The sequence below is a fragment of the Micromonospora parva genome (assembly GCF_040649675.1).
GTDB classification, from domain to species: domain Bacteria; phylum Actinomycetota; class Actinomycetes; order Mycobacteriales; family Micromonosporaceae; genus Micromonospora; species Micromonospora parva.
The window spans coordinates 156,085-177,220 of the sequence record NZ_JBEZFX010000001.1 but is presented as its reverse complement, the minus strand read 5'-3'; the positions used below and the strand labels follow the sequence as shown (position 1 = coordinate 177,220).

20 protein-coding genes are annotated in these 21,136 nt (G+C 70.0%); 8 read left to right on the top strand and 12 right to left on the bottom strand.

Features of this window, described 5'->3' with window-relative positions; genetic code table 11:
- Positions 1–47: 47 nt before the first annotated feature.
- Together AB0C03_RS00740 and AB0C03_RS00735 are read right to left on the bottom strand one after the other, a co-directional pair.
- Positions 48–1,268 (bottom strand): cellulose binding domain-containing protein, encoded by a 1,221-nt coding sequence (locus AB0C03_RS00740; RefSeq protein ID WP_357633107.1) that lies wholly within the window; start codon positions 1,266–1,268, stop codon positions 48–50.
- 278 nt (positions 1,269–1,546) lie between these two features.
- On the bottom strand, positions 1,547–2,506 hold the full coding sequence (locus AB0C03_RS00735) for a PaaX family transcriptional regulator (RefSeq protein ID WP_357633104.1): 960 nt from the start codon (positions 2,504–2,506) through the stop codon (positions 1,547–1,549).
- A gap of 97 nt (positions 2,507–2,603) precedes the next feature.
- Here AB0C03_RS00735 and AB0C03_RS00730 point away from each other — a divergent pair, with 97 nt between their 5' ends.
- Positions 2,604–3,101, top strand: a complete 498-nt coding sequence (locus AB0C03_RS00730) for a YcxB family protein (protein ID WP_357633102.1) — start codon at positions 2,604–2,606, stop codon at positions 3,099–3,101.
- 156 nt (positions 3,102–3,257) lie between these two features.
- On the top strand, positions 3,258–3,632 hold the full coding sequence (locus AB0C03_RS00725) for a cupin domain-containing protein (RefSeq protein WP_030333800.1): 375 nt from the start codon (positions 3,258–3,260) through the stop codon (positions 3,630–3,632).
- Between the two features lie 45 nt (positions 3,633–3,677).
- Here the strand turns inward: AB0C03_RS00725 and AB0C03_RS00720 are convergent, their stop codons facing one another.
- A complete protein-coding gene (locus tag AB0C03_RS00720) occupies positions 3,678–5,132 on the bottom strand; it encodes an alkaline phosphatase PhoX (protein WP_030333802.1) in 1,455 nt (484 codons plus the stop codon).
- 192 nt (positions 5,133–5,324) lie between these two features.
- Here AB0C03_RS00720 and AB0C03_RS00715 point away from each other — a divergent pair, with 192 nt between their 5' ends.
- Genes AB0C03_RS00715 through AB0C03_RS00705 form a run of 3 tightly spaced genes read left to right on the top strand, consistent with a single transcriptional unit; the run spans position 5,325 to position 7,706 of the window.
- Positions 5,325–6,122 carry an ABC transporter ATP-binding protein gene (locus AB0C03_RS00715; protein ID WP_030333804.1) on the top strand — a complete coding sequence of 266 codons (798 nt, stop codon included), beginning with the start codon at positions 5,325–5,327 and terminating at the stop codon, positions 6,120–6,122.
- Positions 6,119–6,880 (top strand): ABC transporter permease, encoded by a 762-nt coding sequence (locus tag AB0C03_RS00710; RefSeq protein ID WP_030333805.1) that lies wholly within the window; start codon positions 6,119–6,121, stop codon positions 6,878–6,880. Before AB0C03_RS00715 ends, AB0C03_RS00710 begins: the two co-directional genes overlap by 4 nt.
- A 46-nt stretch (positions 6,881–6,926) precedes the next feature.
- Positions 6,927–7,706, top strand: coding sequence for a MerR family transcriptional regulator (locus AB0C03_RS00705; protein WP_210865657.1), 780 nt, complete (start codon positions 6,927–6,929; stop codon positions 7,704–7,706).
- A 19-nt stretch (positions 7,707–7,725) separates the two neighbouring features.
- Here AB0C03_RS00705 and AB0C03_RS00700 read toward each other — a convergent pair whose 3' ends face one another.
- Positions 7,726–8,679 carry a hypothetical protein gene (locus AB0C03_RS00700; RefSeq protein ID WP_357633096.1) on the bottom strand — a complete coding sequence of 318 codons (954 nt, stop codon included), beginning with the start codon at positions 8,677–8,679 and terminating at the stop codon, positions 7,726–7,728.
- Positions 8,676–9,284 (bottom strand): VanZ family protein, encoded by a 609-nt coding sequence (locus AB0C03_RS00695; RefSeq protein WP_210861672.1) that lies wholly within the window; start codon positions 9,282–9,284, stop codon positions 8,676–8,678. The genes AB0C03_RS00700 and AB0C03_RS00695 overlap by 4 nt, the downstream gene beginning before the upstream one ends.
- Before the next feature lie 95 nt (positions 9,285–9,379).
- Here AB0C03_RS00695 and AB0C03_RS00690 point away from each other — a divergent pair, with 95 nt between their 5' ends.
- On the top strand, positions 9,380–9,973 hold the full coding sequence (locus tag AB0C03_RS00690) for an alpha/beta fold hydrolase (protein WP_210861673.1): 594 nt from the start codon (positions 9,380–9,382) through the stop codon (positions 9,971–9,973).
- A 23-nt stretch (positions 9,974–9,996) separates the two neighbouring features.
- On the opposite strand, the gene AB0C03_RS00685 is transcribed toward AB0C03_RS00690, so the two are convergent.
- The 3 genes from AB0C03_RS00685 to AB0C03_RS00675 form a co-directional block, all read right to left on the bottom strand.
- A complete protein-coding gene (locus AB0C03_RS00685) occupies positions 9,997–10,950 on the bottom strand; it encodes a hypothetical protein (RefSeq protein WP_357633092.1) in 954 nt (317 codons plus the stop codon).
- The gene (locus tag AB0C03_RS00680) at positions 10,947–11,294 is read right to left on the bottom strand and encodes a PadR family transcriptional regulator (protein WP_030333815.1); all 348 of its coding nucleotides are present in this window, start codon (positions 11,292–11,294) and stop codon (positions 10,947–10,949) included. Before AB0C03_RS00680 ends, AB0C03_RS00685 begins: the two co-directional genes overlap by 4 nt.
- A gap of 118 nt (positions 11,295–11,412) precedes the next feature.
- Positions 11,413–12,891: an arabinofuranosidase catalytic domain-containing protein gene (locus AB0C03_RS00675; protein ID WP_030333817.1), complete on the bottom strand. Its 1,479-nt coding sequence runs from the start codon at positions 12,889–12,891 to the stop codon at positions 11,413–11,415.
- A 199-nt stretch (positions 12,892–13,090) separates the two neighbouring features.
- Between AB0C03_RS00675 and AB0C03_RS00670 the strand changes: the two genes are divergently transcribed.
- Positions 13,091–14,104, top strand: a complete 1,014-nt coding sequence (locus AB0C03_RS00670) for a LacI family DNA-binding transcriptional regulator (RefSeq protein WP_030333818.1) — start codon at positions 13,091–13,093, stop codon at positions 14,102–14,104.
- 10 nt (positions 14,105–14,114) lie between these two features.
- On the opposite strand, the gene AB0C03_RS00665 is transcribed toward AB0C03_RS00670, so the two are convergent.
- From AB0C03_RS00665 to AB0C03_RS00650, 4 genes are read right to left on the bottom strand one after another with little or no spacing between them, the layout of a single operon-like run.
- Positions 14,115–15,827 (bottom strand): amylo-alpha-1,6-glucosidase, encoded by a 1,713-nt coding sequence (locus AB0C03_RS00665; RefSeq protein WP_030333820.1) that lies wholly within the window; start codon positions 15,825–15,827, stop codon positions 14,115–14,117.
- Positions 15,828–15,883: 56 nt separating this feature from the next.
- Positions 15,884–16,708, bottom strand: a complete 825-nt coding sequence (locus tag AB0C03_RS00660; protein ID WP_030333822.1) for a carbohydrate ABC transporter permease — start codon at positions 16,706–16,708, stop codon at positions 15,884–15,886.
- Entirely contained in the window at positions 16,705–17,676 is a 972-nt protein-coding gene (locus AB0C03_RS00655) for a carbohydrate ABC transporter permease (RefSeq protein WP_030333824.1), read from the bottom strand. The genes AB0C03_RS00660 and AB0C03_RS00655 overlap by 4 nt, the downstream gene beginning before the upstream one ends.
- A gap of 18 nt (positions 17,677–17,694) precedes the next feature.
- Complete coding sequence (locus AB0C03_RS00650) at positions 17,695–18,933, bottom strand: sugar ABC transporter substrate-binding protein (protein WP_030333826.1); 1,239 nt, start codon at positions 18,931–18,933, stop codon at positions 17,695–17,697.
- A gap of 338 nt (positions 18,934–19,271) precedes the next feature.
- On the opposite strand from AB0C03_RS00650, the gene AB0C03_RS00645 reads away from it, so the two are divergent.
- Complete coding sequence (locus tag AB0C03_RS00645; protein ID WP_357633084.1) at positions 19,272–21,068, top strand: RICIN domain-containing protein; 1,797 nt, start codon at positions 19,272–19,274, stop codon at positions 21,066–21,068.
- Positions 21,069–21,136 lie beyond the last annotated feature (68 nt).

The following is a 21,136-nucleotide window of genomic DNA, read 5'->3' as shown; positions in this document are numbered from 1 at the left end:
ACCCTCGGCGGGCCGGTGCCGGGGCACCGGCCCGCCGAGCGACGTGGTCAGCTTCCGGTGCAACTCGCGGTGGCTCCGCTGCCGGTGCCGGTGCCCTGGAATCCGAAACTGGTGGCCTGTCCCGCGGCCAGTCGCCCGTTGTAGCTCTGGTTCGCGACGGTGATGGTGCCGCTGGTGCCGCTGCTGACCCCGTTCCACAGCGAGCTGACCGACGCGCCGCCGGGCAGGGTGAGGGTGACCCGCCAGCCGGTCAGCGCGGTGGTTCCCGCGGTGACGCTGACGTTGGCGACGAATCCGCCGTTCCACTGGTCCTGCACGGAGTAGACAGCGGTGCAGCCGGGGGTGCCGGTGGGCGGCGGCGTGGTGGGCGGCGGCGTGGTGGGAGGTGGGGTGGTCGGCGGCGGCGTGGTGGGCGGTGTGCCGTCGTCGAGCGTCAGGTTCTTCTGCTGGACGCTCCACTGGCTGCGGCACAGACCGCAGTCGGCGCCGACGAAGTTGCGACCGGCGGTGGTGTCACCCTTCAGGCGCCACTTGAAGTAGAGGGTCGCGACCCGACCGAACTCGCCGCCGTTGGTCTGGTCGTAGGTGCCGCCGTGCCCGACGTTCAGGTTGCCCATGAAGGCGGGCAGGCCGGCGGGGAGTTTGCCCCAGTCATCCATGGCGTTCGGGTACGCGATGTCGCTGGGCCCGCCGACGAAGTAGGCGATCGGCTTGGTCAGCCTCCGGAGCTGGTAGTCGTCGGCGTCGTTCAGCAGTCCGCTGCTGAAGATGCCGGTCGTGGTGACGCGCGGGTCGTTCGAGACGGCGTACGCCTCCAAGCCTCCGCAGGAGAAGCCGGCGACGGCGACCTTGCTCGTGTCGATCTTGTTGTAGTACTTGCTGCCCTGCCGGGAGTTCTCCGCGACGGCCCAGTCGATGGACTGGGTGAGCATCTGGGAGGTGGTGGAGCCGGACCCGTTCGGAGCACCGTTGGCGATGGCCAGGAAGCCGTGGGAGGCGATCTCGCGGAGGAAGTTGCCCTGGGAGAGGCCGTTGGCCGAGCAGCCGCCGTTGCCCCACACGACGATGGGCAGGCGTTCGGACGGGAGTGTCTGGGGTCGGAAGATGGTGTGATTGGCAAGGGTGGTCGAGGTTTCGTAGTCGGCCGGGTAGGGGCCGGAGCCGCCGACGGCGGCGGACGCCGGTGTCCCGCTCAGCGCCATGATCACGGAGGTGACCGGGACGATGGCGGCCGCCAGGCCCGCGTAGATCTTCGATCGCCTTCTCATTGAACCCTCCAGGAACAGTCACGGTGGCGCTCCCTGGGGTGGTGGTGTCATCCGCACCCCGACGAAGGTGGTCGGCGCTGGCCACGGGTCTGGTCGACAGGGGCGCGTCGCGGCCTGGGCGGTGGCCGTGCCCTCGGCCACCACTGCCCGCTCGTCCGGCGCCGGCGACCGCCCGGCCGCGGTCCCCACAGGCGATCCGATGGGAGCTGTGTGCAGTTACTATCACTCTCGTAACGAAAAGTGTCAATGTCTCGGCTATTCTGACCGGCCGCGACCGGTCAGCCAACAGGTGGTCTGCCGCCGATCGGCGCCGGGCGGGAGGGGTTCCTCGACGCCCGGAAATGGGTGATCCACGACGAGGCCTGCGGCCAGTGCGGCGTCATCACCTCGACCAGACGCGCCTGGGCGAGCGAGCCGAGCATGGTGTGGATGTCCAGGAAGGTCTCCCGGGCCTCGGCACGGGGCCAGGGCTGCGGTAGCAGATGCGCGGGCAGGTCCGGGTCGACGTCGGCGAACTTCCGCCAGGAGTCCATGGCCGAGGTGCGCGCCACCAGCGCCCGGGCCCCGTCCACCTCCCCGTTGCGCGCGGCCGCCCGTAGCTGCGCGTACCGCGCGACGAAGCTCGCGTACGCCGAGGCGAGAGCGGTCAGGTCGTACGCGGCGGCCGGACCGTGTGGCCCGGTCTCCTCGTCGAACCGGGCGTGCAGGACCGACCACCGGGCGCCCTCCACGTGCCGCAGCAACGCACGCAGCGCCTCCCGCACCGGCGCGGCGTCGGACCCCGGCCGGATCCACACGCTGTCGTACAGGCCCACGAAGCCCAGTGCGCTCAACGACCTGCGCAGCGCGTGACGGGACGCCTGGCCGGAACTCGGAAGGGAGAAGGACGCCAACAGCCACTCGCCGGTCCAGGACGCCGGGTGGGAGCCGAAGTTCAGGAAGTGCTGCATCCGGGAGCGGTGCTTGGCGATCGCCTGCGGCGTGAGGTGGTAGACCGGCGGCCGGCGGTTCCCCCGCACGGCGATGAGACCACGCTTGACCAGCCGGGACAGCGCGGCACGGGCACTGGACTCGCTGACCCCGAACTCGCCCAGCATCGCGATGACCGCCGTCGAGGGCAGGTCGGCCTCCGCGGAGTCGAGGTACTCGCCGAGCAGGGTCGTCAGAAGGTGCTGCGGGCTGGACCCGGCCTGGGCCCGGGGGGTTCGGACGTCGTCGGCGGGCTCGTGGAGGTTCACCTCACCAGACTGCCGCACCACGACGCGCACGGGCCTCGTCACGAGCAGGGCGGGGTAAGGCGCTGCCCGGGGCGGACGAGGGCACTATCGTTCTGGCGTGCACATCCGCTTCGACGTCCCCGCCGATCCCGCCTACCCCGGCCGGGTGGCCGCCGCGCTCGGCGCCGTCCGGCTCCGCAGATTCGGCTATATCGGAGCGGTCCTGACGGCGGTCGGGGTCATCGGCCTCGTCATCTCGCGGGGGTTCGGGTGGGGCGAGCGGAGTGCACCGCTGTGGACCGCGCTGGTCGTTGCCGGTGTGCTGTCGATGCTGTACCGGCCGTGGGTGCTGGCCCGCGCCCGACGTCGCTCCGGCCGCTACGCCGTCGCGGGCGCGTACGACATCACCGATGACAACATCATGATGCGCAGCGGCTCCGAGTCCGGTGGCATCGCCTGGGACGGGGTCGACCAGGTACGTGACGTCGGAGATTTCTGGGTCGTGTACGTCGGCCGGATGCCGGCGACCGTGATTCCGCGCTGGCTGATGTCCGCCGAGGACGCCGAGACGTTGCGCGCCCACCTGACCGAACGAGGGCTGCTGGGACGTCGGTGAGCCCGGCGGCGTGCCGGAAAGCGGCACGCCAGCGTCGCGGAATCGGGCCGCCGTGTCGGCATCCGCGCCCCTGATCGGCGACGGCTACCTATCCTCGACGGAGATGCACCACATCTGAGTGGTGGCCGTCGGCCCGACGGCTGACAGGAGGCCGTCATGAGCAGCAAGGATCGACCTGCGGGGATCAGCCCCACGGCGGTGGAGTCAGCGCCGGGGCTGTGGCGGATCGACCTGCAACGGCACGACCTCAGCATCCCCGGGCGGGAGGTCATTCAGACCCGGGTGGAGTTCACGCCGGATTCGCCACCGTTCAAGCACTTCCACCCCGGCGAGGAAATCATCTGCGTTCTGCAGGGAACGCTGGAATACCGGCTCGAGGGGCAGCCGCCCGTGGTGTGCAATCCCGGCGACGCGCTGACCGTTCCGTACGGTGTGCATCACCAGGCCCGCAATGTCGGTGACGGTATCGCTGTCGAGCTGGCCACGTACGTCGTCGAGAAGGGGAAACCACTTCTCACCAAGGTGGAGTGAGTCGGGGGGCCAGGCGAGTCGCCTGGCCCCTCCGTGCGGGCTCGGTCAGCCCAGGTACTTCTCCCACGGACCGGTGATGGCCAGGGTGAGGCCCGGGTCCTGCATGTTGACGAAGAGCACCTTGCCGTCGGCGCTGAAGGTCGGCCCGCAGAACTCCGAGTCGTTGAGCTGGTTGCGGGCGATCGGGTACGTCGGGCCGCCCGGGATGGTGCTGAGCACGTGCGAGGCGCCGGAGCCGTCCTCGGCGAGCACGAGGCTGCCCCACGGGGTGACCGTCACGTTGTCCGGGCCGTCGAAGGTGAGGTCGGTGTACCTGACCGCCGTGCCCTCCTCGGACTGGGTCTGGTGCGGGAAGTACGTCACCAACTGGATGGTCTGGTCCTTGAAGTTGTAGAACCACACCATGCCGTCGTGCGGCGCCGCGTCCGCCGGCAGGTCACCCTCGTCCCAGGCGTACGAGTTGACCACGTACACGCCCTCGTCGGTGGCCCACACGCCCTCGAACTTGCGTCCCCGGGTGACCTGGCCGTCGGCGAACTGCTCGCGTACCGACGTGGTGCGTGCGTCGCGGTCCGGCACCTCGATCCAGCGGACCGGGAAGGGGCGGCCCAACTGGGCGGAGGTCAGGTACGCGACGTCCGGCAGCACCGAACCGTCGTCCATGATGATCTGCATGGCGGCGAGGACACCGGCGTTCGGTGCGAGGCGGGTGAGCACGCCCGGGCCCAGCTTGACGCCGTGCGGCGCCGTCCAGCGGTAGAAGAGGCCGTTGGGCCCGTCGGCGTCCTCGGAGAGGTAGATCCGGGTGCGGTCCCTGTCGACGGCCAGAGCCTCGTGGGAGTAGCGGCCCAGGCACTTGATCGGCTTCGGGTCGGCGCTGCCGTCGGCCCACACCTCGAAGACGTAGCCGTGGTCCTTCTGGTAGACGCCGGAGCGGTTGCCCTCTTCCCACTTGTCGCCGGCCCGGTCCTCGGTCTCCTCGCAGGTGAGCCAGGTGCCCCAGGGGGTCGGCCCGCCGGCGCAGTTGGAGATGGTGCCGGAGAGCGCCACGAACTCACCCAGGTTGCGGCCCGCGAGGTCGGTCTTGATCACTGTGCAACCGCCGGCGTCGACAGCGCCCGCGTCGTAGACGGTCCCCTTGACGTGCGGCACACCGAACTCGGCGCCCGGGTCGATCTCGTGGTTCTGGATCAGGGTGTACCGGCCCCGGCCGGCGTCGTAGACGGCCATGCCGTCGTGGTCCGAGGGGGTCACGCCCTGGCCGCGGTCGAGCCGGGTGACGCCGGTCCGGGTGATCACCGTGTAGCTGAAGCCCTTGGGCAGGGCCAGGACTCCCTTGGGGTCGTCCACCAGCGGCGGGAAGGGCACGTTGCCGGGCTTCACCGGCGGGTGCGGCCGGGCCGGGCTGGCCTGGGCCAGGGACGGCAGGCCGCCCGCGACGGCAAGGCCGACGCCGGCGGCGGCACCGCTGGCGAGGAAGGTACGACGAGAGGAAGGCACGCGGATCAGCTCCTGGTCAGGACAAGTGCGACGGCTCGCAGCCAACTCCTGCGGGCGGACGGCGACACGTCACCAGTGGGAGCGGACGGTGACATCGGGGTGAAGAGTCAGGGTCGCGACGGCGTGCGGGTTGTGATGTCGGCGGCCTGCGGGCTTGACCTTGACGCTGCGTCAACCCTCCATGCTGACGCCATGAGCATCCCGCCACCAACAGCGCAGGTCGAGCAGCCAGCGATCCACGTGCACGGCCTGGAGAAGTCGTTCAAGCAGCTGAGGGTGCTGCGCGGCGTCGACATCGACGTGGCGCGCGGCAGCATCTTCGCCCTGCTCGGCTCGAACGGGGCCGGCAAGACCACCGTGGTGCGAATCCTGGCCACGCTCCTGAAGGCCGACGGGGGGACCGCCCGGGTTGCCGGCTTCGACGTGGCGACCCAGGCCGCCGACGTACGGCAGGCGATCAGCCTCACCGGGCAGTTCGCGGCTGTCGACGAAATCCTCACCGGCCGGGAGAACCTGGTCCTGGTCGCCCGGTTGCGCCACCTCAGTGAGCCCGGCGTGATCGCTGACGACCTGCTGCGGCGCTTCTCGCTGACCGAGGCGGGCAGCCGCAGGGTGCGGACCTACTCCGGCGGCATGCGTCGCCGGCTGGACATCGCGATGAGCCTGATCGGGAACCCGCCGGTGATCTTCCTCGACGAGCCGACGACCGGGCTGGACCCGGAGGCGCGCATCGAGGTGTGGCAGGCGGTCAGGGAACTCGCCAGTGGCGGCACCACAGTGCTGCTCACCACCCAGTACCTCGACGAGGCGGAGCAGCTCGCCGACCGCATCGCGATCCTGCACGAGGGCCGGATCGTCGTGAACGGCACCCTCGACGAACTCAAGCAGCTCCTGCCACCCGCCCAGGTCGAGTACGTGGAGAAGCAGCCGACCCTGGAGGACGTCTTCCTCACCCTCGTCGGCACGAAGACGGAGAAGGAACAACGATGAACAAGCACTTCCTCGGCGACACGACGGTCCTGCTGGGACGCTCACTGCGCCACATCGCCCGCAGCCCGGACACCATCATCACGACCGCTGTCATGCCGATCGCCTTCCTGCTGCTGTTCGTCTACGTCTTCGGCGGCGCGATCGAGACCGGCTCCGACTCGTACGTGAACTATCTGCTCCCCGGCATCCTGCTCATCACCATCGCGTCGGGCATCTCGTACACCGCCTTCCGGCTGTTCCTGGACATGCAGGGCGGCATCTTCGAACGGTTCCAGTCCATGCCGATAGCCCGATCCTCGGTGCTGTGGGCGCACGTGCTGACCTCGCTGGTCGCCAACCTGATCTCGCTCGCCGTGATCGTCCTCGTGGCCCTGGTGATGGGCTTCCGCACCGGCGCCGGGGTGCTGGACTGGCTCGCCGTCGCCGGCATCCTGCTGCTGTTCACCCTGGCGCTGACCTGGATCGCCGTGATCCCCGGCCTCACCGCGAAGTCGGTGGACGGCGCGAGCGCGTTCTCGTACCCGCTGATCTTCCTGCCGTTCGTCAGCTCGGCCTTCGTGCCCACCGCGTCGATGCCCGGCCCGGTGCGCGCCTTCGCCGAGCACCAGCCGGTGACCGCCATCGTCAACGCGATCCGGGACATCTTCGCGCAGAAGCCGGTCGGTGCCGGCATCTGGGCCGCCCTGGCCTGGTGCGTCGGGATCCTCGTGGTCGCGTACGTGTTCGCCAACCTGACCTACCGCCGCAAGATCTCCTGATGCGGATTCGGGTGGGGCCGGACGACTCGCAAGGCAGGATCAGTGCATGTTGACGATCAGCCAACTGGCGGCGTACGCCGGCGTCACGGTGCGGGCGGTGCGCCACTACCACCAGATCGGGTTGCTGCCGGAGCCCGAGCGGGACGCCTCGGGCTACCGGCGGTACGGCGCCACGGCGGCGGTGTCCCTCATCCGGATTCGGATCCTCGCCAACGCCGGGGTGCCGCTGTCCCAGATCGGTCAGATGCTGGAGGCCGACGCGCCGACCTTCGCCGCCGCGGTCGCTGACATCGACAGGCAGTTGGGCGACGAGATCGCCCGACTGGAGGCCAGCCGTCAGCAGATCGCGCAACTCGCCGCCGGGGACCGGCTGGCACTCCCGCCGCAGGTGATCGCCTATCTCGACCGGCTCCGGGAGATCGGGGCCTCGGAGCGGGTGGTGGCGGGCGAGCGGGACGGCTGGATCCTGATGTCGGCCCGTTGGCCCGACCGCGTCGGCGACTGGATGCCCGGCAAGATCGCGCAGCTGGATGACCCGCAGGTCGTTCGGCTGTACCAGATCCTGTCCGGGGTCTTCGACAGCGACGCGGGCGACGACGCGCGCCTGGAGGAAGCCGCCGACCTCATCGCCGGCCTGGCCGAGCAGGCGTACGCCTCCGGCGAGATCGACCTCGGCGAGGTGGGGCAGGACGACCTGCCGTTCGACCTGCTGGACGCGCTCGCCGTCGAGGCCGACCCGCGGTTGCAACGCCTGCTGGACCTCGTCCGGGAGCGGGGCTGGGCCGGGCTGGCCAGGTTGGAGCGGCTGCCGGCGTCCCCCGACTGACCATCGCCACGAACCGCGGTCAGCTCTGCTGGTAGTTCACCGCGGCGAACCCGCACGGCTGGTGCAGGTGCAGGTAGTAGGCGCCCTCGCCGACCTCGTCCAGGTCGGCACCCCCGATCAGGCCCAGGTAGTCCATCGGCTCGCCGCAGCCGGGGCAGTCGGGGTGCTCGGCGTCCTGGATCCAGTCGGGCCGACCACCCACCGTCGAGCCACCCTCGTTCCAGGCGCTGGCCTGGTACGGGCTCGCCAGGGCCGGCCCCGGAACCGGGAGCAGCGTCGGCGGGTCCTCCGGCCCGACGTCACCGCCCAGGTAGCTCGGACGGATGTTGTCAGCCCACCAGTCGGTGGTGCCGGCCGGCGTGACCCGGCTGTACAACGTCGTGTAGCAGGCGCAGAAGTGGCAGGTCTCGATGACCAGGCGGCCGGACCAGCCGGTATGTGCCAGCGCGGCGCGGATCGTGGGGTCGGTGGTGTCAAGGTCGGCGGCGACCCAGAGGGGTGACGTGCACCAGGGGCAGGCGGGTCGGTCGGCTGGCGCGGGCCCGTCCCGCATGACCCACCGGTACGCGAGGTCGGCGCACAGGTCCCGGCGGTTGCCGTCCGGCCCGATCGTCCAACCGCCCTCGAGCGCATAGCTCAGCACGCCGACGTGCAGGTCGTCCGCACCGGCTGGCGGCTGCGTCGACCAGCGACGCAGGGCACGCTCGGCGAGCGGGTGCCCGCTGTGGGCCAGGATGAGGAGCAGGTGGTTGAGCTGGTCCGGCGTCCGCCCGCCGTCGATCTGCTCGATGACCCGGCTGACCACGTCGGCGTTCGCCGCCCGGTACAACGTCGCCGGCCACAGCAGATCGAGGTCGAGCAGACTTGCGTGGTACGGCGACAGTCTCCGCGGATCGGCGGCACCGATCCCGGTCAACTCCTCGATCGCGTCGTCGTCCCCGTCCGCCGCTCTGCCGATCAGTTCCTCGATCACCAGCGGATGGTAGCCGGGTGGCGGCCGCGCTTGTGAGGTCGGCGATCCGTTGACGCATCCGGCGCGGCTCGCCACCACCGGCGGGACGCCCACGCCGCCAGTCCGGCGCCGGCGGCGTTGAGCAGGACGTCGTCCACCGACGACACCCGGTCGAGCCGCAGGACGTACTGGGCGGTCTCGACCAGGATGGAGGAGCCGGCTGCGAGGGCCAGGATTCGCGGTACCGACGCCAGCGCCCGGAACCGCAGCGGGGCGAAGAACCCCACCGAAACGAAGACCAGCAGATTGCCGACGACCTGGACCGTCGCCGTCAGCGGGCCCCCGTCGGAAAAGATCGTGAGCAGGTCGCGTAGCGGCACCAGGGCCACCCGGCCGGACACCACACCGGCCTGGTCGCCCGGCAACATGATCATCCAGACCCACGGCACCGTGCCGTAGACGATGCCGACGTCGGCCAGCGACGTCCGCCACGCCGAGGTGATGCCGGCGGCACGTCGGCGGCGCGCCACCGCCCACACCGTCAGCGCGGCCAACGGCAGCAGGAGCACCGTGATGAGGACGACGCCGTTGATCGTGCCGAGCCAACCGTGCCAACCCTTGACCACGCGCCCCCGCCTCTCGCCCGGCCCCGAAACCTACCCGGACCGGGCGGCGCGCGTTCGCCCGTTTGTGACACCCGTGGGTCGGGGACAACAGCGGCATGGGGACGCAGATCCTGGTGATCCAGGGAGCCGGTGCCGGCGTACACGACGAGTGGGACAACCGGCTGGTGGACAGCCTGCGCCGTGAGCTCGGGGACGGGTACGAGGTCCGCTATCCGCGGATGCCCGACGAGGACGACCCGAGCTACGCCACCTGGAGCGCGGCCATCCGGCGGGAGACCGCGGCGCTGGCCGACGGGGCGGTCGTCGTGGGCCACTCGGTGGGCGGGACGATCCTCGTCCACACCCTCGCCGAGCAGCCACCGCAGCGGGTGCTCGGCGCGATCGTGCTGATCGCCGCCCCGTTCGTCGGCACCGGCGGCTGGGCCGCCGACGAGTTCGAGTTGCCGCCCGACCTCGGCGCGAGGCTGCCGCGCGAGGTGCCGGTGCACGTGTTCCACGGCCTCCGGGACGACACGGCGCCACCGTCGCACGCCGACCGGTACGCCGACGTCATCCCGCAGGCGCGTCTGCACCGGCTGCCGGAGCGCGATCACCAGCTCAACGATGACCTGCGCGAGGTGGCTGCGGTGATCCGGCGCGGTCCGGCGACCGCAGCGGACCGTGTTCCGCCGCGGTCGCCGCTCGTCTGAACCCGAAGCTGGTGCTCAGCGCATCACGGGTTCAACCGCACCTCGGGCTGGTGGCGGCGGGTGAGGCGATCGATGCCGGTAACAATGGCGGCGATCACCGTGATGAGGATTGCCAGTGGTAGCGGCTGACCGTCGAAGTGCCGCATCGCCGTGTTGACGAGAAGCGGGTCGGGGATGAGCCACCCGGCCAGGAATCCGGTGAGTCCGACGCCGACGATGACGGCGGGCCGATGGCGGCGGACCGCGAAGGCGGCGACGACAGCGGCGGTGGCGGCGGCGAGGATCCCCAGGACCGTCGGCACGGCGTCGAGAACGTAGACGCCGTGGCGTCCCCATGCTCCGGTGCCTTTCCAGGCGAGGATCCCGAGCGGGACGAGGGCCCACCAGAACAGGCGCGGCCGGGGCGCGGTCCACCGCTCGCGGGCGGCGATCACGAGCAGGACGAGGATCGAGACCGGTACGGCGGTGGTGAAGAGCTGTTGGCCGAGATTCGTGCCCATGCCGCCGCCGTTGCGAGCATCGACGACGAACCAACCGACGGTGGCCGTCAGGAATATCGCCTGTACGGTGAGGGCGGTCCGGGCCGCGCCGCACAGCCAGGCGATCAGCGGTGCGAGGGGCAGCAGGCCGAGACCGACTGTCTGTGGCCAGCCGGCGATGATGGCCGGCATGTCGGTGGCGAGGACGGCGCCGGTGAACAGGTCCAGGGTCTGACCGGCGGGCTGGGTGCCGGCGGCGACGAGCAGGGCACTGAGGCCAGTGGTGAGGGCTGTGGTGGTGACGGGCGTGGTGAGTCTCAGTCGGATAGCCAGGGCGACGATGTGCAGTGTCTCGTGCCAGCTCGGGTGCCGGCGGCCGTGGTCGAGGTCCAGCAGCAGTCCGAGTAGTTCCTCGCCGCGGGCGGTGCGGTGCGCGGCTGGCAGCAGCCGCAGCAGCCGTCGATATCGTCGCTCCAGACTGCTCCTGCCCGGGTTCATCCGGTGGTCCCGAGGCGCGGAGCGTTGCGGGCGGCACGTTTGCTGAGGCGCTCCTCGGCGAGCCGGACCGCTCCGGCCATCCGCTGGCTCTCGGCACGGATGGCGTCTGCCCCCGCGTCGGTCAGTTTGTAGAAACGTCGCAGCCGACCCTTCTCCACCTCGTCGTGGTCGGGGGCGATGAGCCCCTGGGCGACGAGACGGTCAAGGGCTCCGTAGAGGGTGCCGGCGCGTAACCGGATCCTGCCGTCGGTCATCTGGTCGACCTCCGTCACCACGGCGTAGCCGTGCCGGGGTTGGTCGGCGAGGGCGGAGAGGATCAGGAACGTCTGCTCACTGAGGTCCATGCACGATATATATCGCACCGCGATATATAAAGCAACGATGCCGGTGTGGGACGTCGCCGGTCGTGCCGCCCCCGGCTGCGTTGCGGGGGGCGGCGCGACCGATCAGTGGGTGGGTGGGTCAGCTGCGGGTGGACCACTGCTGGTTGCTGCCACCGTTGCAGGCCCAGAGGATGAGTTTGGTGCCGTTGGCGGTGGCGGCGCCGTTGGCGTCGAGGCAGAGCCCGGACTGGACGCCGGTGATGGTGCCGTTGGAGTTGAGGTTCCACTGCTGGTTGGTGCCGCCGTGGCAGTCCCAGATGATGGCCTGGGTGCCGTTGGTGGTGCCCTGGCCGAAGGCGTCGAGGCACTTGTTGCCGTACACCTGGAGTTGTTTGCCGGCGGTGTAGGTCCAGCGCTGCGCGGTGCTGTTGCTGATGCAGTCCCAGAGCTGGACCTGGGTGCCGTTGGTGGTGGTGCCGTTCGGTACGTCGGCGCAGCGCCCGGACTGGCCGCCCACGACCTGGGCGTTCTGTTGCGGGTTGCCGCCTCCGGCCGGTGCGTAGCCGGCGGCGTTGATGTTGGCCTGGACGGCGTTCTCGGTGGCGGCCGTCGGGTAGCCGGAGGTCAGTACGCCCTCGAAGAACGTGCCCCGGCCGGTGATGCTGTTGTCGCCGCCGATGCCGAGCAGGATGGCCCCTTCCTTCTTCATCGGGTGGTAGCCGTTGGGGCGTGGCCCGTCGAAGTAGGTCGTCAGGCTGCCCGACTGAGCGTTTCCGCCCCGGATCGCCCAGTGGTTCGGCTCGCCCTTGACCATGGCCGTGACGAAGCGGTGGTTGATGGACGCGATGTTGTTGTAGCCCGCGTTCACCCCGGAGAACAGCCCCCACTCCAGGTCGGCCATGATCCAGGGGCCGGCGCCCGCGCCGTAGCCCCACTGCTTGTTGGCGCCGAAGTAGACGGTCTCCATGATGGCGCGTTCGTCGGCCAGGTTGTTGGTCTGGGCGTTGCCGTAGTCGAAGCAGCACCACTGGTTGTAGTGCGTGCCGTCGACGACCGCGTAGATGCCCTCGGGCTGGTCGCCGGTGGCGACACCGTTGGTGTTGTTGTTGCGGTAGCCGGTGCCGGGGGCGATGTAGACGCCGTACGCCTTCTGGCCACCGACGGTGACCGGGGCCGCCTTCGCGTCGGCGAGGTTGTCCCAACCGCCGGGTGCGGGGCCGGCGAAGCCGCCGGGCGGTGCCTGGGTGAGCCGGTTGTTGCGGCCGGACTGGTCATAGATGATCGTGATGACGCAGCTGGTGTTGGCGCAGAAGGCGTCCTGGGTGGCGGCGTTGGCGTAGCCCCCCTCGCTGAGTACGCCCACGTCGCGGGTGGTGTTGTCCGACGAGCGTCGGACCTGGTAGAGCGGGCCGTTGTAGGCGCCGTACAGCGCGCGGGTGGTGCTGTGCGCGGCCACGCAGGGTGTGCCGCCGGAGGCGTAGATGTCGCACGGGCCGGTGCCGGCGGCATGGGCGACGCCCGGGGTGTCCGAGACCACGTAGACGCCGGCGCTGACGACCACTGCCAGCAGGGTCCCGGCGGCGGCCATCAGGCGACCCAGTTTTCTCTTCACATTCATCGGATCCTTTCCGGTACGGGACGGGGTGCGGTGCGGAGATTGACGTCACACGTCATACCTGTGACATTAATAGTCGTCCATCTATGAGCGCTAGTTGGCACACGTTGGTTGTCGATCGATGAGCCTGAGGACGGATATGCTGGCCGGCGGTGCAAGGTGCGTCCCCGTGTCGGGGCAAGAATCGATTCGAGGGCGATTGATGAACATCGGGGAGATCGCCCGTCGGGCGGGGGTGTCCCGCAGCACCGTCTCCTACGTGCTCAGCGGGAAACGCAGCGTCTCGGAGGGGACCCGGCAACGCATCCAGTCGGTCATCGACGAGTTGAACTACCGGCCGAACGCCAGCGCCCGCGCGCTGAAGGAGGGGCGCACCCGCACCCTCGGGCTGGTCATCCCGCCGGCCAGCCAGCGATTGACAGACATGCAGCTGGGCTTCGTCGCCAGCGTCGTCGAGGCGGCCGCCCGCCACGACCTCGATGTGCTGCTGTCCCCCTCCGGTGGCGACCATGACCGGTCCTTCGAACGGATCGTGACCGGGCGTCGGGTGGACGGCGTGGTCCTGATGGAGATCCGGTTGGCCGACGACCGGGTGACCCGGTTGACCACGGCCGGGCTGCCGTTCGTCACGATCGGCCGGACCGCCGAGCCGCACGGGATGAGCTGGATCGACATCGACTACGCCGGCCTGATCGCCCGGTGCGTGCAACACCTGGCCGATCTGGGGCACCGGCAGGTGGCCCTCGTGAACCGGTCGGCGGAGCTGGTGGCCGCCGGATACGGCCCCAGCCATCGCGCGCTGGCCGGCTTTCGTGCGGCGGCGCTGGAGCGGGGGCTGACCGGCGTGGAGGTCTGCAGCGGCGACGACACGGCCTCCGGCGAGGCGTGCATGGAGCAGCTGCTCGCCACGCACCCGGAGGTCACCGCGGTGGCCACCATCAACGAGGCCGCACTGCCCGGGATGCAGCGCGCGCTGACCGGCGCCGGGTTGTCGGTGCCCCGCGACTTCTCCGTCACCGGCGTCGCCGCGCAGCACTGGGCGGAGGACTTCCGTCCGCCGTTGACCGCCGCCGACGTGCCGATGGTCGAGATGGGCGCCGAGGCGGTGGCGCTCCTGCTGGAGATCATCGCGGCTCCCGGCGCCGTGCCACGACACCGCCTCTACAGCCCGCCCATCTCGTTGCGTTCCAGCACCGGGCCGGTCCGGGCCCGCTGATCCGACCCGGCTACCCGCCCCTGACCCGCCGTTGCTCCGCGGCGGCGGCGAGGATGAGATAGCTGCTCGCGGTCCAGGTGTACGCCCGGTCGCGCAGGCCGGTGCCGGTCTCGGCGTCGAAGTTCTCCGCGAAGCCGGACTTCTCACACAGGGCGAGGAAGCGTCGGCTGATGTCGTCGGCGATCCTGGTCTGCCCGGCCCGGCGCAGGCCGTCCTCGACCAGCACCGTGGACGGTGCCCAGATCGGGCCACGCCAGTAGCCGTCGGCCACGTAGTGGGCCGAGTCCGTCGGCTCGGTGGCCAGCCCGTGCGTGGTCAGGTGGGTTTCGACGCCTCGCGCCAGCGCGGCGGCGACCGGGGCCGGCAGGTCGGCCCCCAGCGCGACGGGCATCAGGTCGAGCAGACTGCGGCTGGATCGCCGCTGCCCGGTACGGGGGTCACGGGCACGGAAACGCTCACCGTCCCACAGGTCGCGCAGCATGGCAGCGTGGATCCGGTCGGCCTCCCGGGACCAGCGGGCGGCGGGCTCACCCAGCTCGGTGGCGAGGTCGGCGAGGCAGCGCAGCTGCGACACCAGGAACGCGGCGAGGTCGGCCGTCTCGAGGACCCGGCTGTCGTCGAAGGTGGTGGCGTTGTCCCAACCGCTGTCGTTGCCGTGGTGGTAGTGCGGCAGGTCGTGGCCGGGGGCCCGCCGCGCGTCGAGCCAGAACCCGGTCCAGCGCGCCACCCGGTCGTAGGTCTGCGCCAGCGCCGCCCGATCCGGCGGCTCGGGAAGGCGTCGGCGCAGGTGACGCAGGGCCCAGCCGTGGATGGGGGGCTTGACGTAGTTGTGCAGGACCTCGGAGTGGGTGACCGAGTCGGGCAGGGCGCCGGTCTCGTCCTGGTGGTCGAAGGGCAGCTGGAACTGGTGCCAGGCCAGCTCCGGCTCGCCGGCAGCCAGGGCTATCGCGTTGAAGCAGTGGTCCCAGCTCCACACCTTGTCCATCCAGTGCTTGGACATCAGCACGGCCGGTCGGGTGACGAAACCCGCCGGAGCGACGGTGGCCGACCACAGGACGTACGCGGCCAGCTCGGCGGCCGGGGTCTGGGCACCACGCCAGGGCGCGATCGCGTCGACGAACGCGGTGAACTCGGCCATCCGGTCACGGCACAACCGCTCGAAGGCGACGGATCCGGCGTACGGACGGCGCGCCGTGGCGTACTCCTCGATCGCGATCTCCCAGGGCTGGTCGCCCGGCAGGTCCACGGACCGGTCGGCGGTGCCGAGCGCCTGCGCGCCGTCGGTCCGCGACAGAGCGCCGGAGAGCACTGTGACCCGGTAGCGGCGACCGGTCTCGTACGAGGTGAACACGTGTGACCCGTCGACCGGGTCGGCGTACAGGTAGGTGCCGCTGAACGGGGTGAGGGTGTGCGCGGCGGCGGCCACCCGCAGGCCGAGCCGGTGGCCCCGGATCCGCAGGGTGTCCGGCCCGTCGTAGACGGCCTCGATCCGGCCGGTGCCGTTGTGCCAGGTCAGCACCGTGGGTGTGGCGACGACGGTGGTGCCGGCGACACTGGGGGCGAGCCGCAGGACGGGGTGCAGCCCGGTCTGGTGCGAGACCAGGTGCAGATCGTCGGCGTACGTCTTCTCGGCTACCACCGGGGAGATGTCGAACCAGGATCCTCGGTAGCTGAACGGGATGTCCTGGATTCCGAACTCCGGACCGGACGGGGCGACGGTCATGGGTGGCGGGTGCCTCTCTGTGGTGCGGGTGGTCGGTCCTCGACCGCCGCGGATGGTCAGTCCTTGACGGCGCCGGCGGTCACGCCCATCGAGACGTAGCGCTGGGCCAGGATCAGCAGTACGGCGGCGGGGATCGAGGCGACGACGGCGGTGGCCATGATGGCGTTCCACTGCTGGTTGTTGTTGCCGATGTAGTGGTAGATGCCGAGGGTGATCGGCTGGTGGTCGCCGCCTCCGGCCAGGGTCGAGGCGAAGATGAAGTCCGACCAGGACCACAGGAACGCGAAGAGCGACACCGTGACGATCGAGTTGCGGCTGACCGGCAGCACCACCGACCAGAAGGTCCGCAGTCGACCGGCGCCGTCGACCACTGCGGCCTGGAGCAGCTCGTCGGGGATGCCTGACATGAAGGCCGTGAAGATCAGGACGCCGAACGGCACCGCGAGCGTGGTGTCGGCCAGGATCAGGCCGGGCAGCGTGTTCAGGACGCCGAGGGTGAGGAAGATGGCGTAGAAGCCCATCGCCATGATGATTCCCGGGATCATCTGCGCGATCAGCAGCACGAAGCTCAGCGCCGGCCCGCCGGGTGGCCGCAGCTTCGCCAGGGCGTAGCCGGCGGGGGCGGCCAGTGCGACTGTCAGTGCCACGGTGCCGAGGCCGACCAGGAAGCTGGTGCCGAGGTACGGCAGTTGCTGGTCGAGCACCGCCCGGTAGCCGTCCAGGGTGCCGTTCGTGGGGAACAGGTGCGGGGGACTGGCCCGCATGTCCTGGTCCCGGGTGAAGGACACATTGATCATCCAGTAGACGGGGAAGAGCATCAGCCCGGTCAGCACCAGGCCGACGCCGGTCTTCCACCAGGCCCGAGGCGTCGAGGTGGTCATCGCAGCTGCTGCCTCCGCTCGATCCGGATGTAGACGAGGCCGGCGATCAGGGCCAGCACGATGAGCAGGTTCCCGATGGCCGCGCCCGGGCCGAACTCGGGCAGCAGGTTGCCGAAGCCGAGCCGGTACGACCAGGTGGCGAGCGTGGCGGAGGAGCCGGTCGGGCCACCCCTGGTCATGATCCAGATGATGTCGAAGACCTTCAGCGTGTAGATCAACCCCAGCAGGAGCGTGATCGCGGAGACGGGACGCAGCAGCGGGAAGGTGATCCCCCAGAACCGTTGCCACCCGGTCGCGCCGTCGAGCGCGGACGCCTCGTACATCTCCGCCGGGATCGCCTGGAGGCCGCTGTACAGCACCACCAGGTTGAACGGGATGCCGATCCAGACGTTCGCGATGACCACCGAGGTGAGCGACCAGCCCGGTGAGGTGAGCCAGTTGACCGGGTCGATCCCGACGACGCCGAGCGCCGCGTTGACCAGCCCCGAGTCGCTGTTGAGCAGCCACGACCAGGTCGACGCCGAGACGATCAGCGGCAACAGCCACGGTACGAGGATCAGCGCCCGCAGCGTGCGCGACAGCGGGAAGTGCTGGTGGAAGAAGAGGGCCAGGGCCATCCCGATGGTGAACTGGAAGGCGAGCGAGGCCGCGGTGAAGACCACCGTGTGCGTGAGCGTGGGCCAGAACGCCGGGTCGGTCAGGACCGTCCGGTAGTTGTCGAGGCCGGCGAACGGTGCCCCGCCCTGCACGAACGAGCGGACGGTGTACTCCCGCAGGCTCAACTCGACGTTGCGGTAGAGCGGGTAGGCGTAGAAGGCCGCCAGGTAGATGGTCACCGGGGCCAGGAAGCCCCAGGCCCACCATCGGTTGGGCCGGCGGGCCCGGGACGGGGGAGGCCCGGGTGGGGCGGTGCTCGCCGCCCCACCCTGGTCCCGTACGGCAGTGGAGGTCTCTGTCGTGGCGCGCATGGTGTCGGTTCGGATCGCTTACCTGGTCGAGGCGGCGGTCTGCGCGGCGGTCAGCGCCTCCTGTGGTGACTTCCCGCCGCTGAGGGCCGCCTGGACCGCCGTCCACAGGGATTCGGAGATCTTCGGGTACTTCGTACCGAGGTTGTCACCGGTGCGGCCCTTGGCTGCCCGGACCGCCTCCACCCAGACCTTGAGCTTCGGGTCCGCGGTCGCCTGTCGCTCCTGCACGGCGGCGACGGGTGCGACGTAGGAGAGCGTGGTGTCCGTGGTGAGGAGGTTGTCGGCGTTGGTCAGACAGGCGACGAGCTGCTGCGACGTCTGGTAACGACCGGTGTTTTTCTGCACCGGGATGGAGACGAACTCACCACCGGTGGGCGCCGGGGCCGGGCCGCCCGCGCTGGCCGGGACCGGGATGGTGCCGTACGCGAAGGGAAGCTTCTCCGCGTTCGCCAACTGCCAGGTGCCGTTCTCGGCGAACGCGTAGTCGCCGGTGGCGAACTCCTGCCAGCTGGTGGTCTGGGTGTTGTTGATGACGGAGTTGGGGGCGTGGCCCTGCTTGAGCCAGTCGGTCCAGAGCGTCAGTGCGGACACCGCCTGCGGCGAGTCCAGGCTGGTCAGTTGGGCCCCCGATCCCCAGAACCAGGGCAGGAACTGGAAGCTGCCCTCCTCGGTGCCGATCGCGGAGAAGGTGATGCCCTTCTTCCCCTTGGCCTTGACCTTGGTCAGGGCTGCGGTCAGCGACGTCCAGTCCGTGACGGTGGCGGGATCGACGCCGGCGGCGGTGAGCAGGTCCTTGTTGTAGTAGAGGGCGAGGGTGTTGGCCCCGATCGGCACCCCGTAGGTCTTGCCGTCGCTCTGGCCGGCGCCGAGCAGGTTCTTCTCCATGGCGGAGACGTCCAGCTTGTTGTCGTCGGTGGTGGTGAGCGCACCGGCCTCGGCCAGCGTCGAGATGACCGGGTTGTCGACGATCAGCACGTCCGGCGAGTTCCCCTGCTGGGCGGCGAGCAGCGCCTTGTTGGTCAGGTCGGTGGTGTCGTAGCCGGTTCGCTCGACCGTCACTCCGGCCGAGGTGCCGCACTTCTTGAGCAGCGCGACCCACTCGGAGTCGTCGGCGAACTGCGGATACGGGTCCCAGACGAGGTAGGCGCCCCCGTCGGAGGGGCCGTCGGTGGACGACGAGCAGGCACTGCCCGTCACTGCGGCGAGAGCTATCACGGCGACGGCGGCCAGGCGCCGCCGACGATTCAGTCCGGTCATCTGGTGCCTCACTTCAAATCGATCGTCAGGTGGGGTGTGTGGGTTGATCGTCGCGGGTTGGACCAGTCCAACCATGACGCGAATCGATTCGACGAATCGGTTCGCCCGAAGATAGGTCTGGGCGTGGCCGGGGGTCAAGAGCCGGTCGGCCGGTCGAGGAGGATCGCAGGGCAACGTGGACGTAACCGCGCCGTCATCTCATTGACATCGTTCAGTTCGTGGTCCTACGATCCGTGCGAATCGATTCGCAAGCGCTGCCCTCCGGAGAGCGTCCCCCGCGCCCCACCAAGGAGCCGCCCGTGAAAACCCCGTCCCGCAGCAGGTCAGGACGAGCCCGCGTGTTCGCGGCCCGACTCGTCGTCGGCCTGCTCGCCGCCGCAGCCGCCGTCACCGTCGTCGCGTCCCCCGCCCAGGCCGCCGACGAGTCGATCAGTGTCAACTTCTCCACCACCAGCGGTGCGCCGACCTACCGCGCGTCCGGCTGGATCTACGGCATGACCGAGAACGCCAGCGGCCCCGCCGACCACTTCTACCGGGACGTCAAGTTCCAGTACATGCGCGCCGGTGGCGCGCAGCTTCCGGGGAGTGGCTGGGTCGGCGGCACGTACGACCGTCGCTGGAACTCGACCCTCGCCCAGGCGCGCCGGACCACGTCCCTCGGCGGAAAGTTCATCATCCTGCCGCACGACCTGTGGGGCGCCGACGGTGCCGGAATCTCCCGCTTCCCCGGTGACAACGGCAACTGGACCGACTACGACAACTTCCTGACCCGCCTGATCAGCGACGTACGGGCGTCCGGCCTGTCGGTGCAGTGGGACATCTGGAACGAACCCAACATCACCATCTTCTGGAACCGGCCGATCTCCCAGTACCTCGAACTCTGGCGTCGGACCTACCAGCGCATCCGGGCGGAGTTCCCCAGCCAGCTCATCGTCGGGCCGAGCTGCGCCTGCGTGCCGTCGACCACGCACGCCTTCTGGAACCAGTACCTGGACTTCGTGCGCTCGACCAACACGGTGCCGGACATCATCAGCTGGCACTCGCTGCCCGGTGACCCGGTCGCCAACGTCGCCGCCGCCAACGCCACCCTCGACCCGCGCGGCATCGCCCACCCGCGTCCGTACCAGATCAACGAGTACGGCGCGCCGGACGAGCAGAACCCGGCCGACGGCGCCTGGTACATCGCGCGTCTGGAACGGGCCCGGGCCGACGGCCTGCGGGCGAACTGGGCCAGCGGCGGCAGCCTGCACAACGACCTCGGCAACCTGTTGATCCGCAACTCGGCCGGCCAGCACCAGCCCAAGGGGGAGTGGTGGAACTACCGCTACTACGCCTCCCAGGTCGGCGAGAACGTCGCGGTGACCCCCAGCCAGTCGTACGACGCGTACGCCACGAAGACGGCCGGGTCGGCGAAGGTCCTGCTCGGCGGTGGTCGTACCACCGGGAACCTGACAGTCAACCTGCAACGCCTGGACACCACCAGCGGCATCGTGCAGAACAACCAGGTCCGGGTCGTCACCCAACGCATCCCGCACAACGGCGGTGGCGCCGTGCCGGGGCCGGTCACGGTCTCGAACAGCGTGGTCACGGTCTCCAACAACAACGCGACGGTGACAGTGCCGTACACCAACCAGACCGACACCTACACCGTCACGCTGCTGCCCCCCTCGGACGGTGGCTTCCAGTCGGTGGCGGTGGCCCAACACTCCCAGCAGTGCCTGAACAACGCCGGGCTGAGCACCGCCGACGGCAACGTCCAGCAGCAGAACCACTGCGACGGGGGTGACCAGCAGCTGTGGAACTTCCGGCCGGTGGCCGGCGTGGCCAACACCTACACGGTGGTCAACCAGCAGAGCGGCAAGTGTCTCGACGTCAGCGGCGTGTCCACCGCCGACGGCGCGGCGGTGCACCAGTGGACCTGCCTGAACGGCCTCAACCAGCAGTTCACGCTGCGCAAGGTGACCTACGCCGGCAACGACTCGCACGACTACCAACTCATCGCCCGCCACAGTGGCAAGTGCGTCGATGTCAACGCGGTCTCCACGGCGGCCGGCGCGCAGGTGCACCAGTGGACCTGCCGGGCGGCCAACCAGGGCAGCCCGTTGAACCAGACGTGGCGGCTCCTGGGGCGGTAGGCGTCCCGGAAATGGTGACGCGCTGGCCGTCGGTCCCACGGCCAGCGCGTCACGTCGCACTGCATTCA

What these genes read in the sequence shown, in the direction of transcription:
- AB0C03_RS00670 (WP_030333818.1), top strand. Translation starts at nt 13,091, where the DNA reads ATGAACATCGGGGAGATCGCCCGTCGGGCGGGGGTGTCCCGCAGCACC.
- AB0C03_RS00725 (WP_030333800.1), top strand. Translation starts at nt 3,258, where the DNA reads ATGAGCAGCAAGGATCGACCTGCGGGGATCAGCCCCACGGCGGTGGAG.
- AB0C03_RS00660 (WP_030333822.1), bottom strand. Translation starts at nt 16,708, where the DNA reads ATGACCACCTCGACGCCTCGGGCCTGGTGGAAGACCGGCGTCGGCCTG.
- AB0C03_RS00655 (WP_030333824.1), bottom strand. Translation starts at nt 17,676, where the DNA reads ATGCGCGCCACGACAGAGACCTCCACTGCCGTACGGGACCAGGGTGGG.
- AB0C03_RS00650 (WP_030333826.1), bottom strand. Translation starts at nt 18,933, where the DNA reads ATGACCGGACTGAATCGTCGGCGGCGCCTGGCCGCCGTCGCCGTGATA.
- AB0C03_RS00705 (WP_210865657.1), top strand. Translation starts at nt 6,927, where the DNA reads ATGTTGACGATCAGCCAACTGGCGGCGTACGCCGGCGTCACGGTGCGG.
- AB0C03_RS00665 (WP_030333820.1), bottom strand. Translation starts at nt 15,827, where the DNA reads ATGACCGTCGCCCCGTCCGGTCCGGAGTTCGGAATCCAGGACATCCCG.
- AB0C03_RS00685 (WP_357633092.1), bottom strand. Translation starts at nt 10,950, where the DNA reads ATGAACCCGGGCAGGAGCAGTCTGGAGCGACGATATCGACGGCTGCTG.
- AB0C03_RS00675 (WP_030333817.1), bottom strand. Translation starts at nt 12,891, where the DNA reads ATGAATGTGAAGAGAAAACTGGGTCGCCTGATGGCCGCCGCCGGGACC.
- AB0C03_RS00710 (WP_030333805.1), top strand. Translation starts at nt 6,119, where the DNA reads ATGAACAAGCACTTCCTCGGCGACACGACGGTCCTGCTGGGACGCTCA.
- AB0C03_RS00740 (WP_357633107.1), bottom strand. Translation starts at nt 1,268, where the DNA reads ATGAGAAGGCGATCGAAGATCTACGCGGGCCTGGCGGCCGCCATCGTC.
- AB0C03_RS00680 (WP_030333815.1), bottom strand. Translation starts at nt 11,294, where the DNA reads ATGGACCTCAGTGAGCAGACGTTCCTGATCCTCTCCGCCCTCGCCGAC.
- AB0C03_RS00715 (WP_030333804.1), top strand. Translation starts at nt 5,325, where the DNA reads ATGAGCATCCCGCCACCAACAGCGCAGGTCGAGCAGCCAGCGATCCAC.
- AB0C03_RS00690 (WP_210861673.1), top strand. Translation starts at nt 9,380, where the DNA reads ATGGGGACGCAGATCCTGGTGATCCAGGGAGCCGGTGCCGGCGTACAC.